Origin of the sequence: Alteribacillus bidgolensis (assembly GCF_002886255.1) — a bacterium.
GTDB classification, from domain to species: Bacteria; Bacillota; Bacilli; order Bacillales; family Marinococcaceae; genus Alteribacillus; species Alteribacillus bidgolensis.
The window spans coordinates 3,009,793-3,025,144 of sequence record NZ_KZ614149.1 but is presented as its reverse complement, the minus strand read 5'-3'; the positions used below and the strand labels follow the sequence as shown (position 1 = coordinate 3,025,144).

The following is a 15,352-nucleotide window of genomic DNA, read 5'->3' as shown; positions in this document are numbered from 1 at the left end:
AAGGGTGTGAGCTTTTGTTATCAGTTATTACAATTGAAGAATCAGATAGATGGGATAATATAGTCAAAGGATTTAGTGATTACGATGTTTATTACCTTTCTGATTATGTACGTGCATTTCAAATTCATGGAGATGGAGAACCCGTCCTTTTCTACTATGAAGGGGATAATTATAGAGCAGTAAATGTTGTTATGTTAAGGGATATAAGCAAAGATGCAAATTTCATTGATCAAATACCTGTGAACTCATATTTTGATATAACTACACCTTATGGATATGGTGGTTTTTTAGTAGATGGTAGCTTTTCAGTGAGAAACCTCGAAAGTCTTGAATTCGAGTTTAAAAAATACTGCAGGGAAAATAATATAATAAGCGAGTTTGTTAGGTTCCATCCTGTAATAGATAATTCCAGCAATGTGAGTTCAATATATGATGTAATTGATGTAGGGAAGACAATAACAATAAATTTGCAATCAAGGAATCAAATATGGGCGGACTTAAAAGGTAAAAATAGAAATGTGATTAGAAAAGCTAAGAACTCCGGTGTTGAGATATACTGGGGGCGTAATCCGAATTTATTTGAAGAATTTATAGACATGTATAACGCTACGATGGATAAGGATAACGCAAAAGATTATTATTATTTTAATAAGGAATTCTATAAGAGTATTGTTAATGATTTAAAATATAATGCGTTAATGTTTTATGCTGTCCTAGAAGGTAAAATAATAGCTATGTCGATGATATTATTCTCAAATAGAACTATGCATTACCACTTATCCGCATCCTATAAAGAATACTTGGCTTATGCTCCAACAAATTTGCTACTTTATGAAGCCGCATGTTGGGGATGTGAAAATGGATTTAATAACTTTCACTTAGGTGGAGGTTTAGGCGGAAAACAAGATAGTCTATTTAAGTTCAAAGAAGCATTTAACAAGAATTCCAATACTTATTTTTCTATAGGTGAAAAAATTTTTGATAAAGTAAAATATGATGAATTACTGAAAATTAGAAATAGGGAGAATGGTTTTAGTAGGAATACTACTTTCTTCCCGGCTTATAGAGATAACATATAACTATTATTCTGTAGGGAGATAAATTATGGAGAACGCATATTATATCTTTTTTTTATTGAGTTTATTTGTAATTTTCTGGGGGATGGTTGGATATTCATTATCAATTAAGTTTCTGGGAAAGGTTTATAAAAATAAAAAAATATCGAAAAATTATTCACATCAACCAACAGTTACAGTTATGGTAGTTGCACATAATGAGGAAAAGGTTATTAATGAGAAATTAAATAACATTGTTAACTTAGTTTACCCTAAAGATAAAATTAAGTTCATTGTAGCATCAGATAATAGTGTTGATAAAACCAATGATATAGTTGAACAATTTATATTAGAAAATCCAGATAAAAAGATTCGTTTGCACAAAGTTAAAAAAAGATTAGGAAAAACAAATGCTCAAAATGAGGCTCAAAAACTTGTAGATACAGAATTTTTAGTAATGACTGATGCAAATTCAATCTTAGACTGCAATTCAATCAAAGAGCTTATGGCTTCCTTTTCTTCTGATGAAATAAGTTATGTTGCAGGAAGGTTAGATTATTTAAATGAAGAAGAAGGTTCTGTAAGTCAAAGTGAGGGGAACTATTGGTCCAAGGAATTAAGGATTCGTGAAATAGAATCAAGAATACAAACAATTACTGCTGGTAATGGTGCTCTATATGCATGCCGGAATTCGGAATATTATGATTTTGAACCATTAAAATCTCATGATAGTAATATGCCAAGATATTTTGCTCTAAAAGGAAAAAAGGCAATTTGTAACCATGATGCAATTGCATATGAAAAAGCTGGAGAAGTAATTACGGATGAATTTAAAAGAAAAGTTCGAATGAATAGGAGGATATTAATAAATATTTTACCTGATTTAAGGATACTAAATATATTTAAATATAAATGGTATAGTTACTTTTATTTTGGACATAGGACTTGTAGGTATTTGTTATGGATATCACACCTTGTGTTATTTGTGTCAAATGCTCTATTAATATTTAATTCCTGGATTTTCACTCTAACTTTTATAGGCCAAGTTGCATTTTACCTACTAGCCTTATTAAAAGCATTAACAAAAATAGAAAATAAATATTTGAATATAGTTTATTATTATAGTGTGACTGTTATTGCACAGTGGGTTGGTGTATATAATATTATTACGGGAAAAGCAAAACCATTTTGGGAGAAAGCAGAGAGTACTAGATAAAGTGAAGAATTTCTCCTTCATGCTTCAAGATGGAATTATTCTTTACTAGAAGGGATTATTGATGAGTTTTTTTAGGAATGTTTTATGGAACCTTAGTGGAACTATAGGTGTACAACTTATAGGGCTAATTACAAATATTATATTAGCTAGGCTTTTAACCCCGGAGATATTTGGTGTTGTAAGTTTAGCATTGGTAATAATAGTTTTTGTTCACATTATTCAAGAAGCAGGGCTAAGTTCTGTATTAGTTCAAAAGCAAAAGATCACTAAACCATTAGTGGCTACGACTTTTTATGTGAATATTACTTTATCAATAACATTGAGTTTATTAGTGTTATTTATTGCTCCAAAAGTTGCTTTGTTTTATGGTTACCCAGAGCTTGAAAAATTGTTGTACTACTCTATATTCGGAATCATCATAGGGTCCTTTGGTGTTACATTTAGAGGATTACTAATGAGGAGAAGACAGTTTAAGAAAATATCAATAATAAACCTAATCTCAGAATTACTAGGTACTATTTTAACTTTTATTTTATTTTATTTCGAAGAATACTTTTTAGCTGTAGGAATAAGAATTATTGCACGTCCTGCATTTCAATCAATCCTTTTAGCGTATATCAGTAACCTAAATGAAATAAAAGGCAGGCCAAAAATTCATTTATTAAAAGAAATACTTCCTTTTAGTTCAAGTGTTTTAGGAATTAAGGCTACTAATTATATAAAGAACAATGTTGATTATATTGTTATAGGTAAAATTCTAGGGAGTCAAAGTTTAGGGATATACACTATAGCATTTCAATGGAGTACTATCGCTAAATTTTATATCTCTGGTTCTGTTGCTAAGGTATTGTTTCCGGAAATTTCAAAAAAACAACATGATATATTTAGAGTCAGGCAGTTATTCCTAAATACAGTAAAACATGCTTCTTTTGTCATTTTTCCATTTTGTATTGGGTTGATGTTAATTGCTCCGGAATTTATTTATGTTATCTACGGGCAACAATGGAGCGATGCAGTGCCAATTCTTCAAGTATTAATGATAGCAGGACTACTATCGTCTTTAGGAACTGTAGTAGGAATTGTCTTTCAGGGGTTAGGTAGGCCAAATATTGAATTGAAAATAACAGCTATTTCAATTTTTGTCTTTATCCTTCTTCTTATAGCTGGTTCGTATTATGGACTTATTGGTGTTGCTTTTGCTGTATTAATTCACGCAGCAATCTTTGATTCCATTCTTATATTGCAAGCAATACGTCTATTAAACATACCAATTAAAGATTTATTAAAATCTTTAAGATCACCATTCTATTCAATGGTATTTGTAATAATATTTTACTATTTAATTAAATATATGTTTTTTTATGAGGTATACACATTTACATCTTTTAGTGCATTATTATTCATACAAATTGTACTTTATATAATTGCATCTTGCTTATTTAATATGCCAATTGTTATGAGTATATATAATATAGCTAAGTCTATATTTTTGAAGGCTAAGGATAGTTAAGTGTACTGGTTAAGAATAGCATGACTCTCATGTGATGTGAGTTTTGTATAATTTAATCCCTATGATGTTTAAAAGGCTTAGTTTGCCCTAATTATATAGGGTAATTGTTATTTTGGCTTAAGTAGGTTCTTTATTAAGATATACTTGTAAAAAAAGGAGCGAGTCATGTCTTATAACAAAATTCTATTATATTTGTTAGGCCTTACTTTTCTCTCAGGTTCATTTACTCTTGGGAGGTTACAAGTAGAAGGTTTTAATGTTGAAGTTAAATATATACTTTTATTGTTATTTATTATTACTTTATTTTTTCCGAATAATAAAGAATCTAGTTTTAAGAGCATCAAATTTTCAAAGCCCTTTTTGAGTTTTTTACTTATTAGCCTCTCTTATCTATATATATCGCTGCTTTCTATTTATAACAGCAACAATATAAGTATTTCCATCGATAAATTTGTGGACATATTGTTTATGATAGTACTAATTGGAGGGCTTACTTATACTGTATCAAGAATCAAGAAAGAATATTTCTTTTGGATTATATCTGGATTGATGATTTTTATTGGCTTTGTTTACTCTATTCCAATTTACTTGAGTACCTTAGAAGGGAGTGCGAGAGGTGAATTTAGTCTAGGAGGTCCGAATGTAACTACAAGGATACTATTCTTTGCTAGTTGCTGTTCTGTATATCGCTTTTCAATAAATAGGAACAAAATATATTTTGCCCTTTTTATATTTTTCTTAGGTGGAATTGTTCTATTAGGGTCTCGTGGAGGTTTTGTAGGTGCTGCTTTAACGCTCTTAACTCTATGGTTTGTAAAATATGTCTTTAGGAAATGGAAAATCAAAAGGAAAAATTCAATATCTATAAAAGGTTTCGCGATTCTTGCAACTGCATCATTTATACTTTCTTTAATTTATCAACCATTAAAGCGAGTGTTTCAATCAAGAATTATAGGAGATACTTTTACTTCTGGAGGTATTTATACAGCCGGAAGAGACATGCTTTATATGGAATCGTTAAGAATGATAAAAGAAAAACCATTTTTTGGACACGGTCTAAATGGTTTCGCATCTGTATCAAATTTTAATTACCCTCATAATCTATTATTAGAAATGATGATAGATATAGGAATAATAGGAGCTTTATACTTTTTCATTTTGTTGTTATATGCATTTATAGTAATGTTTAAACTTAAAAATACAAGTTTATTTGTGTTAGCAGGATTACCCTTATATATGATCATAGTTCAAATGTTTTCTGGAGGAATTTATGATTTCCGTTACTATTTCTTCTGGGCGGTGCCGTTAATCTATTATGGGGTATCGAAGCAAGAGGGAATTATTGAGAATGGTTATACCGAAAATATTGATTGAAAAAATACACTTTAAATTATAAACTCTTTTTTTATTTTCAGTGTATTAATTAGTATGTTATAAATGAAAATCTATTAAAATCCAGTTATGTATAAATACAGATTAATAGTCATTAAAGGAGGAAAGTGTTTATGAAAGAACTAACTCACCTCGATCAACTAGAGGCAGAAGCGATATATATTATTAGAGAGGTAGCTGCAGAGTGTGAAAACCCTGTAATGCTTTATTCAATTGGGAAGGATAGCTCGGTGATGTTACACCTTGCGATGAAGGCATTTGCTCCGCAGAATTGGTCGGATCATGGAGGAACAGGGGCTTGTCTCTAAATACACCGTGGCTCAATTCAAGCCGATGAAAAGCGCGTGTAACGAGTCGGAACAGGGAAACACATTGAATCGTCAATTCTCTCAAGACCAGGCGCGTAAAGTTGTGGTAAGCGACCTGACCTATGTGCGCGTATGCTCCAAATGGCATTATATTTGTACCATTCTGGATCTGTATAACCGTGAAATTATCGGTTATAGTTCTGGTCCTCAAAAAGATGCCCGTTTGGTTCAGAAAGCTTTCGCCTCTATCGATGGAGATCTACGTGAATTAGAACTTTTTCATACCGATCGTGGAAGTGAGTTTAAGAATCAAGCGATCGAAGAGTTACTAGAAACCTTTAATATTGATCGCTCTTTAAGTATGAAAGGCTGCCCTTATGACAATGCGATCGCTGAAGCTACATATAAAGTGATTAAGACAGAGTTTGTTTATGGAGAAACATTCGCAACCCAAGAACAATTAGACCTGGCTTTATTTGATTATGTCCACTGTACAATCATATCCGTATTCACGGAAGTTTAGGCTATTCGAGCCCTATGGAGCACCTTAACAAAGTTGTCTAGTTTTGTGTTGATATTCCAGTTTCGCGATCGCAAAGCAAAAGAGTTAGGGATCGAGATGATTGAAGAAATCAATCAAGAAGCTGTAGTGGAGGGTATTAATCCATTTGATCATGGTTCATCGTATACGGACATCGTGAAGACGCAAACGTTAAAACAAGAGTTGGATAAACATGGATTTACTGCTGTTTTTGGTGGTGGAAGGCGTGATGAGGAAAAGTCACGTGCAAAAGAACGTATTTTTTCATTCCGTAATAAAAACCATGCTTGGGATCCGAAAAACCAAAAGCCTGAAATGTGGAAGTTATATAATACAAGAATTAATAAGGGCGAAAGTATTCGTGTTTTCCCACTTTCCAACTGGACTGAAAAAGATATTTGGCAATACATTAAAAGAGAGAATATTGAGATTGTGCCTTTATACTTTGCAAAAGAAAGACCTGTTGTCTATCGTGATGGTTGATGATAACCGTATGAAGCTAGAACCAGGAGAAGAAGTGGTAATGAAGAAAGTTCGTTTCCGTACATTAGGTTGTTGCCCTCTTACTGGTGGTGTTGAATCAGAGGCTGATACTTTAGATGAAATTATCGAAGAAACACTTGGAGCGACCTCATCTGAAAGAACGAGTCGAGTGATTGATCAAGAAGCTGCTGGTAGTATGGAAAGACGTAAGCGAGAGGGGGATTTCTAAAATGAAAAGTCTATTAAAATTTATAACGTGTGGAAGTGTAGATGACGGAAAATCAACATTAATTGGACATATGCTTTATGATGCAAAACTATTATTCGCCGACCAAGAGCAAGCTTTAGAGCTTGATAGTAAAGTGGGAAGTCGTGGAGGAGAAATTGATTATTCTCTTCTTCTTGATGGTTTAATGGCAGAGCGGGAACAAGGGATCACGATTGATGTGGCGTATCGATACTTTACAATTGATAACCGTTCTTTTATTGTTGCGGATACTCCTGGTCATGAAGAGTACACAAGAAACATGGCAGTTGGTGCATCATTTGCAGACCTTGCTATCATTCTCGTTGACGCAACAAAAGGTGTTATTACGCAAACGAAATGACATGCTAGAATATGTTCTTTAATGGGGATTAAACACCTTGTTTTAGCTGTAAACAAAATGGATTTAATCGAGTTTGACCAAAAACGTTTTGAAGAAATTAAAAAGGATTTCACACAATTAACACATGGCTTTAATCTTGAAAGTGTTCAAGTGATTCCGGTTTCTGCTACTGAAGGGGATAATATTACGAAAAAGTCAGAAAATACACTTTGGTATAATGGTTTACCATTATTACCATATTTGGAAAATGTGGATGTTACAAAAGAACAACATGATAGCTTTATCCTTCCAGTTCAGCGTGTAAGTCGTCCAAACCACACATTCCGCGGCTTCCAAGGTCAAATTGAAGCGGGAACTATTTCGGTTGGCGATGAGATCACAACGCTTCCAAGTAATGAAAAAGCTAAGGTGAAAAGTATTTTGGTGGCAGATAAAGAAGCGGAATCCGCAATTGTTGGATAGCCCGTAACCATTCAATTAGACCGTGAAGTGGACGTATCTGGTGGGAAGGTGTTAACAACGTCAAGCAATATCCAAGTAACCGATATGTTTACGGCAACAATTCTGTGGATGGATGACACAAAGCTCGTTCCAGGTCGAAACTACCTTGTTAAAGTAGGAACAAAAATCCTACCAGGTACTGTGATGTCCATTAAGCATAAGATTGACATTAATACGGCGATCGCGTTACAAACGTGACATCCGCTTGCGGGGTCATCGAGCATTCTCTTCGCCGCTCCACCAATGTGAAATGGCAAGAGACGGATATTACAAAAGACATTCGTGCCCAGCAAAAAGGACAGAAACCAATAACCCTTTGGTTTACCGGCCTTTCCGGTTCCGGAAAATCGCCCCTTGCCAACGAAGTCGAAAAACGTTTAGTAGCCACCGGTCACCACACCATGCTGCTTGATGGCGATAATGTCCGGTACGGATTAAACAAAAACTTAGGCTTCAAAGAAAGCGACCTGTCGAAAACATCCGACGGATTGCAGAAGTAGCCAAGCTCATGAATGATGCACGTGTCATTACGTTAACATCCTTTATCTACCTGTACGAAAGTGACCGAAACAATGCAGAGAAATCCTCGGGGAGGAATATATTGAAATCTACGTCAGCACGCCGCTTGAGGAATGTGAAAAGCGTGACGTGGAAGGCTTGTACAAAAAAGCCCGAGCTGGAGAAATTCCAAACTTCACAGGCATCTCGAGCCCATATGAAGCACCAGAAAATCCAGAGATAAAAATAGATACAAGCAATTATTCCTTAGAAGAAGAAACCGATTATGTTGTGAAGCAGATTATGGAGTATTTGGATTAGAAGAAGTAAGGAAGCTGCTATCCCAATAAAGAGGGGGGAGCAGCTTTATTTTTTGGGGTATGAACTCCGAAACAGAGGATTTTAATACAATTTTCACAATATTTTTTAAAGGAATGATTCTGAGAGTATATTATCTAACTATGGCCTTTGTGTCACCTGGAGTAGTCACTATAGAATAAAGGGAGATGAAAACATGAATAAAGAGGAATTAGTAGAGCTTATGCAGCATGTCATAGAGCGATCGGAACATGATAAACATTTAACTGTTGAAACAGCTGTTAATGAAGTAGCCCAAGAAATGAAAATGTGTCGAAAGGATACTGTCTCATAAGAACGTTTTTGGGCTAGCCTCTCTTATGTGGGATATCTAAATTATGGTGATTGTTCAACAGCATTAAAAACTCTTCCATTCTGATCCACATGTATGTTTAAATGAAGGATTGCCAATTTTAAAATTTTAATAAAGTTTGATTTCATGCCATATTATAAATTCGAAAAGAGAGGGAAGAGGGGAAGAAATGAAACGGACGTGGGTTGTTTTGGCAGCGAATCTTTTCGTATTAGTAGTTTTCTTTTTTCCAAGATCTATTATAGTTGACCATTTGTTTTATGAAGATACCCCCAAACCCTCAGATGTCATTATTGTACTTAGCGGGAACAGTGATCGCATGGAAAAAGGAGCCGAACTTTATAGAGATGGATATGCCGAAACGGTTTTGCTTACAAACGGAGCTTCCTCGAATATAAATGAGCACATTGCAACCGAGCATGGTATCGATCGGGCCGACATATTAATAGAAGAACGTGCGGATTCCACGTACGAAAATGCTTTATTTTCACGAGATATCGTAACAGAAGAAGGCTTTGACTCTGCAATCGTTGTAACAAGTAATTATATCATATGCGCCGCAGCAAGCTTGCCTTTGATCGGGTCTTTCCTCATGAAGTGGATCTTACCTATGTTCCTTATCACCATCCCTCTATCACTACTGACAGCTGGGACGAACACCAGTGGCTTTTTCTCCGAGAATCCATCAAACTATTGGGAGCATTTTTTCTATATCGCTAGAAAAGCAAAGTCTTTATTTGATTACGTAAAAGTTTACGAAGGAATGGGAATAGATGACTATATATGGCATGTAATCTATGTATGTTTTGGCAGTATGTTTATTAGTAAGGTGGTATGAAACACAATTCATTTCTCAATATTTAGAAACTGAAAGAAATCTTTAATCAGAGTTCAACCAATACCAATAACACCCTCAAACTGCATTATAAATGAAGATTGGTGCTGACATGTAGATCAGCACCTTATCTATTAAAAAGGTTTCCATTTTACTTTTTTGGCTTCGTTATAACGTTTTTCCACTTCGTCCCAATTGACTACATTCCACCAATTATCTACATATTTCCCTCTGTTATTTTCATATTGTAAATAAAAAGCATGCTCCCAAACGTCCAGAACTAGGAGGGGAATAACGTCCCATTGGCTTAAATTTTGATGTTTTTCCGCTTGTAGTATTTCAAGACGGTTCGATCGCGGCGCCCATACGAGAATGGCCCATCCGACTGCTTCCACATTTTTCGCAGCTTCTGAAAAATGGCGCTTGAACTGATTGAAACTTCCAAACCAACGATCGATTTCGGATAAAAGGGCTCCTTTAGGTTTTCCACCACCTTGAGGACTCATTACATTCCAGAAGATCGTATGCAAATAATGACCCGCTCCATTAAATGCCGCTTCTCGTTCCCAATGTTTAATCAGTGAATAATCATTTGTCCTTCTGGCTTTCTCCATTTCCTTTTCAGCTTTATTGAGCCCGTCTACATAACTTTGATGATGTTTATCGTGATGAAGTCTCATAATTCTTCTGTCAATATAAGGTTCAAGGGCTTCGTAGGAATAAGGGAGTGGCGGTAACGTATGTCCACCAATGGGTACTGGGGAGTTATCTCTCGTCTCATTCGTTTCCCTTAAAGAGAATAACCTTTTCCATTGTTCCGTTAAACTGGAAGCCATTTGTTCCAGCTGATGTGCCATCCCATTATTAAACACATTCCTATTCTTCTTGATTTGCTCCAATTGATTGACGAAATCGTCCAATTGGTCACTGTATTGAGTGGTCTCTTCACAAATCGGAAGTTGTTTATGATGGCATGCTTTGTTCCATTCTTCAATCAAATGGACAGCTCGTCGGTCCATGTCATTCAATAAATTCTCTACTTCGCTCATATACACCCCGCCCATTATGAACTATATATTCAATTTCCTCAAGTTGCCGATACAAATACCAGTGCAGTAAAGCTATATAAAGCTTGGCTACAAAGCATTCAAACGGAAAGATGAAATCATAAAATATACAAAAGTATTTTTGTAGTCTTTACAAAAAAATACTAAATGAAATGTCACATAAATAGATTACAACTCTGGCTCGATCGAGTGATACCGCCTAACAATTCGTTTTGTGGATACCATGGAGAACGTTTCTGCGTAAAGAGATGATTATTTGTTGTAATCCCGCAAAACTTTCCATTCGTCTTCTTCTTTAGCCACATAGACATCTTGAGAGATATCAAAATTACCGTATTTCCCTCTTATACACCTCATTTAACTCACTGGTATTTTTGTTCATCTGCACGTTTTTCATCTCTCACTGTATAGGCAAATGTTGTCACATCAAAATGATTCATAAAAGCATGTGCCCGGTCTTGAATGTAGTGCCCTTCCCTTTGGAGAACTTATCTTTCATATCCGGGTGAAACAACTCCCACGATTGCGCAAAATCCCCTTGCTGTTCATACTCATAAAACAATTCCACCGTTTCCTTCGCCTCTTCCCACGGGGATCGCGAGAAGGTAAAAAAGAGAACGATAATCAAGATCAATACCATCCCTGCTGCGGCAACTTTCAGTAGTACGCCCTTGTCTTTGATAAAGCACGACTACGTTTTTGTACTATGCTTATTCTGTTTGTCACGGTTTTAGTATAAGCAAAAGAGAATTTAACAGGGGAGAAGGTTAAATTTTATACATGCTGCAAAGGTTTCGTAAATCGCAAAATACACATGGCGGTTCGCTGCATTTGTTTTTCTAATATGTAGGGTGATTCTTCCATCGGAAGCTGTTGGCCGTTTTTAAAGGTGATGATGGATTGAATCGAAGCGTCCTCTGGAGAGCTATGGGCTTGGATGGTATGGACATGGTGGTAGAAGATCCAATTGCATTCGTGGGCTCTTGGGGAGTGGGTTGGGAAGGCGAAGATATGATGGAGAGGGTTCACTGGAATCGGAACTTTCTGTTTGGAGCCCGTTTGATGGGTGACGGCTGTTCTCCTTCCTTCATACGTCGAACCTCCATCTAAACATGCGGACTTAATCAGATCAATCGATGTTTTCCGGACGAAAAGCTTTTGATGCTCTTCTAAAGCAATCACCTCATAGTCCAAATGAGATGCCGACAGGAGGGCCATCGTGCTCGGATTTATTTCGTAATCATTAACAACTTTTTCATTCATAGCTAAAACTCTCCTTTTGTGGGGTTCATTCACTCAAGTGAATGGGATAGGGGGGTTGGGGGAAGCGGGGAAATAGAGGTTACATGTTTTCTTCCTTTTTTAGAGATTCATATTCTTTTAGAATCTTATTAAATGTAGTGTTCGTCAGGTTCAATGCCATGACAATTTGAAAAAGAGTATGAGCCTTGGGTATTTTTTCACCTCTCTCGATTCTTCCTAAATTTTTGTCATTTATATGGGCGATGGATGCTAATTTTTCTAAGGTTTGGTCTTGTTCTAGCCGTCTTAACCTTAAAAATCTGCCTAAGGCTTTAGCAAATAAATCTTCGTTTAACAACTGTCCACATCCCTTTTTCCTCAATTATTTAGGAAGAGGAAAAGAGAGAACACGCCCTCCAGGTAACAAATTGGAATTATATGGAAAATAAATAAGAAAAATTTTTCCAGGTAATCGTAAAGGGTGAACGTTGTCTTTTCTCCAGTGAGCATGTTTTACAGATGGTGAATTTCTGTAGAATGTTTATTAATCTATTAATCAAACGTTTGATTAACCGATATTACATATATAACTAGGATTTAAAGGAGCGTCAGAAGTGAAGCGTTTTTTCTTAGGACTTATTATGTTGCTTCTTATTGCTGTTAGCGTGTACGGTAAATGGCATTATGATCAAAAAGTCGCTGATACGGTAAACAATACGGTTTCGTCCGTTTCAAAGAGCGAGAGTGAAGGGAAGGCCACTGCTGCTGAGGATAAAGGGGATACCGAAGCATCCTTGAAAACGATGTTAGCTGGAGCAGAAGAGGGTTTTGCTGATCAAATGCGCAGTACGGTGGGAGAAGGTGAATCATTGACCATAGTGGCTGCTGGTTCGGATGTGGTACATGCTCAAGCAGGAGAAAGTTTTCCGGCCCTCTTTGTACAAGACTTGAAAGAGAAGTATCGAACCGATCAAATCGAATTAAAAGTCGTCCATTTTGGCAATCAGACCTCGTTAGATGTGATGAGTAATCAAGAGGCAGAGCAAATTGCTGCGTTAGAGCCGGATATTTTTATTTACAGCCCGCTTGTTTTAAATGATGATGGGAGCGTCAGTATCGACGATACCCTGTACAGTTTGAATGACATGGTGGAGACGGTTGAAAATGAAAACCCAGGTGCGGCCATTTATATCCAGCCGCCACAGCCCATGTATGAAGCGGAGTATTATGTAAGTCGCATACAGCAATTACAAGATGAGATAGCTGCTAGTGATAATCTTACGTATATCAACCATTGGGAAAGCTGGCCGATCACAGATGATGAAGCCCTTCCAACGTTTGTTGAAAACTCCCAGCCGACCGCAGCAGGACACACACTATGGGCCGAGCATCTCTTTACTTTCTTCACCACTGAATCAGCAGCGGAATAAATGAAAAGTTAGATTCCAATAAGAGTTTGTAAATAAACAGCGTCAAATCATCCTGTTCTTTATAGGAGGCTTGACGCTGTTTTTTATCTTATTTTGGTACTAGGGTGCCATTTATTTAATGACAGTTGGTTTTGGTGAAAACATGACGAAGCTTTTTTAATGCGTTTTTTCGCCACGTTTTCACCGAAGATGGTGCGACGTTATGTTTTTCCGCTATCTCGGTAATGCCCCTTCCGTACACGATATATTCAATCACCCAGTCGCGTTCTCTCGGGCTTAATTCCTCTAAATACGGAGAGATACTATTCATCCCCTGCTCAATGCTTTCGCTGTCGGGAGCGGCTGGTTCAGTGTTTTGTTCAAAGGCGCTTAATTCATAGCGCTCTTCGTATCTTGCTTCTTTTCGTAATTGTGCGAGCATTTCTCCTCTTACATACGTATAGGCAAAGGTGGAAAAGGTTCCTTTGTCGGGGTCGTATTGTGTATATGCTTTCCAAAGGGCGATAAAGCCAATGTGGGTGTATTCTTCGGTGTTTTTGTAAATTCTTAAACGTTTGATCATTCCTAATACTAGCGGGGTAAAGTCTTTGGCTACTTCTTCAAAGGGGATGCCTAAAGAGTGGTTCAATTTTTTCTCCTAAGAGAATGGCGCGCCTTCTCGTTTATTCCATGGTAGCTTGAGCATAATCGGAAAATGAGAAAACAGCGAATGACAGAATTTCATAGATTGCAATCTGCCTGATGTAGAATGTAAAATACTGCTAAGATAAAGCTGGTATGCTGATGCTCTATTACAGCAGCATTTGATTTGTCGTAGTTTTTTTAAAGATTTACGATACATAGACTAGCGGAGTTACAGGCGTTCTGCCTGAACCTTTTATCGCCTGCTGGTTCATGATAATATAGGAGTAATATTGAACCGGAGGACTATATGCGTATTTTCAGAATCTTAAACAATAATGCGGTCGTTGTCATCGATGGCCCGCAAGAGAAAATTGTGATGGGGAAAGGTATTGCTTTTCAAAAAAGAAAAAATGATATTATCCCAAAACATAAAATAGAAAAGATTTTTGTTCTGCATAAACAGTCTTCGGAAAAGTTTCAGCAATTGTTAGCTACGCTGCCGGAAAAACATGTAGACATGGCAGAACGAATTATTAGTTATGCAGAAGGACACTTAAAGGCGCCACTCAATGATCATATTCACATTGCCTTAACCGATCATCTTTCTTTCGCGTTAGAAAGGCTTGAACAAGGGTTTGCCATCCAAAATAAACTAACCAACGAAATTAAATTCCTCTATAAAAAAGAATTTGAAGTTGGCCTCTGGGCAAAGGAAGAATTAAAAAAAGATCTTGGGATTGATATTCCTCTCGATGAAGTTGCGCATATTGCGCTTCACGTCCATACAGCGAAAATGGATAGTCCATCCATGAGCGAGGCCTTGGAAACGGCGACCATCTTGCGTGATTTTATTGAGCAAGTAGAAACATTTGCAGGCATAACGATTGAAGAATCCAGTATTAATTATCAAAGGTTAGTGACACATATACGTTTTGCCCTCCATCGTCTCGAGCAGGAACAACCGTTTGAGCCAATAGATGAGGACATGCTGGCTCTTATTAAAGAAAAATATCAAAAGGCTTATCAATGTTCTGAGGCTGCAGCAGCCTTTCTAAAAGAAACCTATCATATTGATTTTCCACCATCTGAGGTGGGGTATATTGCTTTGCATATTCAGCGCTTACTGTAATTTCTTTACTTTAGGGAGTTTACCTTTGTTAAGGAACAAAGTATAAGTAAAATTACGACTTCCGCCATACGGACTTGGCGGTAAGCCGAGTTTTTCTAATCCTTTAAGTAAGTATAACTTCCTTAAAGGATTAAAGTATAAGAAAAACGAAGGCTTTCACCATTAAGGACTTGGCGACAAACCAAGTTTTTCCAATGAATTTGCAGTTGACGGGAGCGCTTACAACATGTAAAGTGATATTAA

At 36.4% G+C, this 15,352-nt stretch carries 17 protein-coding genes and 3 pseudogenes; 15 read left to right on the top strand and 5 right to left on the bottom strand.

The window, feature by feature from the left end; translation table 11 throughout:
• Positions 1-14 precede the first annotated feature (14 nt).
• From CEF16_RS14960 to CEF16_RS14920, 13 genes and pseudogenes are all read left to right on the top strand, one after another.
• On the top strand, positions 15-1,079 hold the full coding sequence (locus tag CEF16_RS14960; protein ID WP_091587446.1) for a lipid II:glycine glycyltransferase FemX: 1,065 nt from the start codon (positions 15-17) through the stop codon (positions 1,077-1,079).
• A gap of 25 nt (positions 1,080-1,104) precedes the next feature.
• Positions 1,105-2,271: a glycosyltransferase family 2 protein gene (locus CEF16_RS14955; protein ID WP_091587444.1), complete on the top strand. Its 1,167-nt coding sequence runs from the start codon at positions 1,105-1,107 to the stop codon at positions 2,269-2,271.
• Between the two features lie 61 nt (positions 2,272-2,332).
• Positions 2,333-3,781, top strand: coding sequence for a lipopolysaccharide biosynthesis protein (locus CEF16_RS14950; protein WP_091587443.1), 1,449 nt, complete (start codon positions 2,333-2,335; stop codon positions 3,779-3,781).
• Positions 3,782-3,946: 165 nt separating this feature from the next.
• Positions 3,947-5,155, top strand: coding sequence for an O-antigen ligase family protein (locus tag CEF16_RS14945; RefSeq protein WP_091587441.1), 1,209 nt, complete (start codon positions 3,947-3,949; stop codon positions 5,153-5,155).
• 131 nt (positions 5,156-5,286) lie between these two features.
• Complete coding sequence (locus tag CEF16_RS14940; RefSeq protein ID WP_425427988.1) at positions 5,287-5,481, top strand: phosphoadenosine phosphosulfate reductase domain-containing protein; 195 nt, start codon at positions 5,287-5,289, stop codon at positions 5,479-5,481.
• A pseudogene (locus CEF16_RS14935) lies at positions 5,438-6,045 on the top strand (IS3 family transposase); the annotation flags it as partial. The gene CEF16_RS14940 and the pseudogene CEF16_RS14935, both read left to right, overlap by 44 nt.
• Before the next feature lie 55 nt (positions 6,046-6,100).
• Positions 6,101-6,505, top strand: a complete 405-nt coding sequence (cysD, locus tag CEF16_RS25380; RefSeq protein WP_245917890.1) for a sulfate adenylyltransferase subunit CysD — start codon at positions 6,101-6,103, stop codon at positions 6,503-6,505.
• The gene (locus CEF16_RS25375; RefSeq protein ID WP_245917889.1) at positions 6,486-6,734 is read left to right on the top strand and encodes an adenine nucleotide alpha hydrolase family protein; all 249 of its coding nucleotides are present in this window, start codon (positions 6,486-6,488) and stop codon (positions 6,732-6,734) included. Before cysD ends, CEF16_RS25375 begins: the two co-directional genes overlap by 20 nt.
• Position 6,735: 1 nt before the next feature.
• Positions 6,736-7,575: pseudogene (locus CEF16_RS25120) on the top strand (sulfate adenylyltransferase subunit 1).
• Positions 7,576-7,623: 48 nt separating this feature from the next.
• Complete coding sequence (locus CEF16_RS24095) at positions 7,624-7,812, top strand: elongation factor 1-alpha C-terminal domain-related protein (RefSeq protein WP_211295863.1); 189 nt, start codon at positions 7,624-7,626, stop codon at positions 7,810-7,812.
• A pseudogene (cysC, locus tag CEF16_RS24090) lies at positions 7,809-8,433 on the top strand (adenylyl-sulfate kinase). The gene CEF16_RS24095 and the pseudogene cysC overlap by 4 nt, the downstream one beginning before the upstream one ends.
• 193 nt (positions 8,434-8,626) lie before the next feature.
• A complete protein-coding gene (locus tag CEF16_RS23845; protein WP_170031980.1) occupies positions 8,627-8,764 on the top strand; it encodes a hypothetical protein in 138 nt (45 codons plus the stop codon).
• Between the two features lie 187 nt (positions 8,765-8,951).
• Positions 8,952-9,620 carry a YdcF family protein gene (locus CEF16_RS14920; protein WP_091587440.1) on the top strand — a complete coding sequence of 223 codons (669 nt, stop codon included), beginning with the start codon at positions 8,952-8,954 and terminating at the stop codon, positions 9,618-9,620.
• A gap of 131 nt (positions 9,621-9,751) precedes the next feature.
• On the opposite strand, the gene CEF16_RS14915 is transcribed toward CEF16_RS14920, so the two are convergent.
• From CEF16_RS14915 to CEF16_RS14900, 4 genes are all read right to left on the bottom strand, one after another.
• Positions 9,752-10,666 carry a superoxide dismutase gene (locus CEF16_RS14915; protein WP_245917888.1) on the bottom strand — a complete coding sequence of 305 codons (915 nt, stop codon included), beginning with the start codon at positions 10,664-10,666 and terminating at the stop codon, positions 9,752-9,754.
• A gap of 454 nt (positions 10,667-11,120) precedes the next feature.
• The gene (locus tag CEF16_RS24495; RefSeq protein ID WP_102776564.1) at positions 11,121-11,318 is read right to left on the bottom strand and encodes a hypothetical protein; all 198 of its coding nucleotides are present in this window, start codon (positions 11,316-11,318) and stop codon (positions 11,121-11,123) included.
• A 140-nt stretch (positions 11,319-11,458) separates the two neighbouring features.
• Positions 11,459-11,947: a competence protein ComK gene (locus CEF16_RS14905; protein WP_091587438.1), complete on the bottom strand. Its 489-nt coding sequence runs from the start codon at positions 11,945-11,947 to the stop codon at positions 11,459-11,461.
• Between the two features lie 79 nt (positions 11,948-12,026).
• On the bottom strand, positions 12,027-12,284 hold the full coding sequence (locus CEF16_RS14900) for a helix-turn-helix domain-containing protein (protein WP_170031978.1): 258 nt from the start codon (positions 12,282-12,284) through the stop codon (positions 12,027-12,029).
• A gap of 256 nt (positions 12,285-12,540) precedes the next feature.
• Between CEF16_RS14900 and CEF16_RS14895 the strand changes: the two genes are divergently transcribed.
• Positions 12,541-13,356, top strand: coding sequence for an SGNH/GDSL hydrolase family protein (locus CEF16_RS14895; RefSeq protein WP_091587435.1), 816 nt, complete (start codon positions 12,541-12,543; stop codon positions 13,354-13,356).
• A 115-nt stretch (positions 13,357-13,471) separates the two neighbouring features.
• On the opposite strand, the gene CEF16_RS14890 is transcribed toward CEF16_RS14895, so the two are convergent.
• The gene (locus tag CEF16_RS14890; RefSeq protein WP_091587433.1) at positions 13,472-13,984 is read right to left on the bottom strand and encodes a sigma-70 family RNA polymerase sigma factor; all 513 of its coding nucleotides are present in this window, start codon (positions 13,982-13,984) and stop codon (positions 13,472-13,474) included.
• Between the two features lie 303 nt (positions 13,985-14,287).
• Here CEF16_RS14890 and CEF16_RS14885 point away from each other — a divergent pair, with 303 nt between their 5' ends.
• Positions 14,288-15,109 carry a PRD domain-containing protein gene (locus CEF16_RS14885; RefSeq protein ID WP_091587431.1) on the top strand — a complete coding sequence of 274 codons (822 nt, stop codon included), beginning with the start codon at positions 14,288-14,290 and terminating at the stop codon, positions 15,107-15,109.
• Positions 15,110-15,352 lie beyond the last annotated feature (243 nt).

Excerpts from the sequence above, each read along its gene's own strand:
- CEF16_RS14955 (WP_091587444.1), top strand. The coding sequence starts at position 1,105 with ATGGAGAACGCATATTATATCTTTTTTTTATTGAGTTTATTTGTAATT.
- CEF16_RS14950 (WP_091587443.1), top strand. The coding sequence starts at position 2,333 with ATGAGTTTTTTTAGGAATGTTTTATGGAACCTTAGTGGAACTATAGGT.
- CEF16_RS14945 (WP_091587441.1), top strand. The coding sequence starts at position 3,947 with ATGTCTTATAACAAAATTCTATTATATTTGTTAGGCCTTACTTTTCTC.
- CEF16_RS14940 (WP_425427988.1), top strand. The coding sequence starts at position 5,287 with ATGAAAGAACTAACTCACCTCGATCAACTAGAGGCAGAAGCGATATAT.
- cysD (WP_245917890.1), top strand. The coding sequence starts at position 6,101 with ATGATTGAAGAAATCAATCAAGAAGCTGTAGTGGAGGGTATTAATCCA.
- CEF16_RS23845 (WP_170031980.1), top strand. The coding sequence starts at position 8,627 with ATGAATAAAGAGGAATTAGTAGAGCTTATGCAGCATGTCATAGAGCGA.
- CEF16_RS14920 (WP_091587440.1), top strand. The coding sequence starts at position 8,952 with ATGAAACGGACGTGGGTTGTTTTGGCAGCGAATCTTTTCGTATTAGTA.
- CEF16_RS14915 (WP_245917888.1), bottom strand. The coding sequence starts at position 10,666 with ATGAGCGAAGTAGAGAATTTATTGAATGACATGGACCGACGAGCTGTC.
- CEF16_RS14905 (WP_091587438.1), bottom strand. The coding sequence starts at position 11,947 with ATGAATGAAAAAGTTGTTAATGATTACGAAATAAATCCGAGCACGATG.
- CEF16_RS14885 (WP_091587431.1), top strand. The coding sequence starts at position 14,288 with ATGCGTATTTTCAGAATCTTAAACAATAATGCGGTCGTTGTCATCGAT.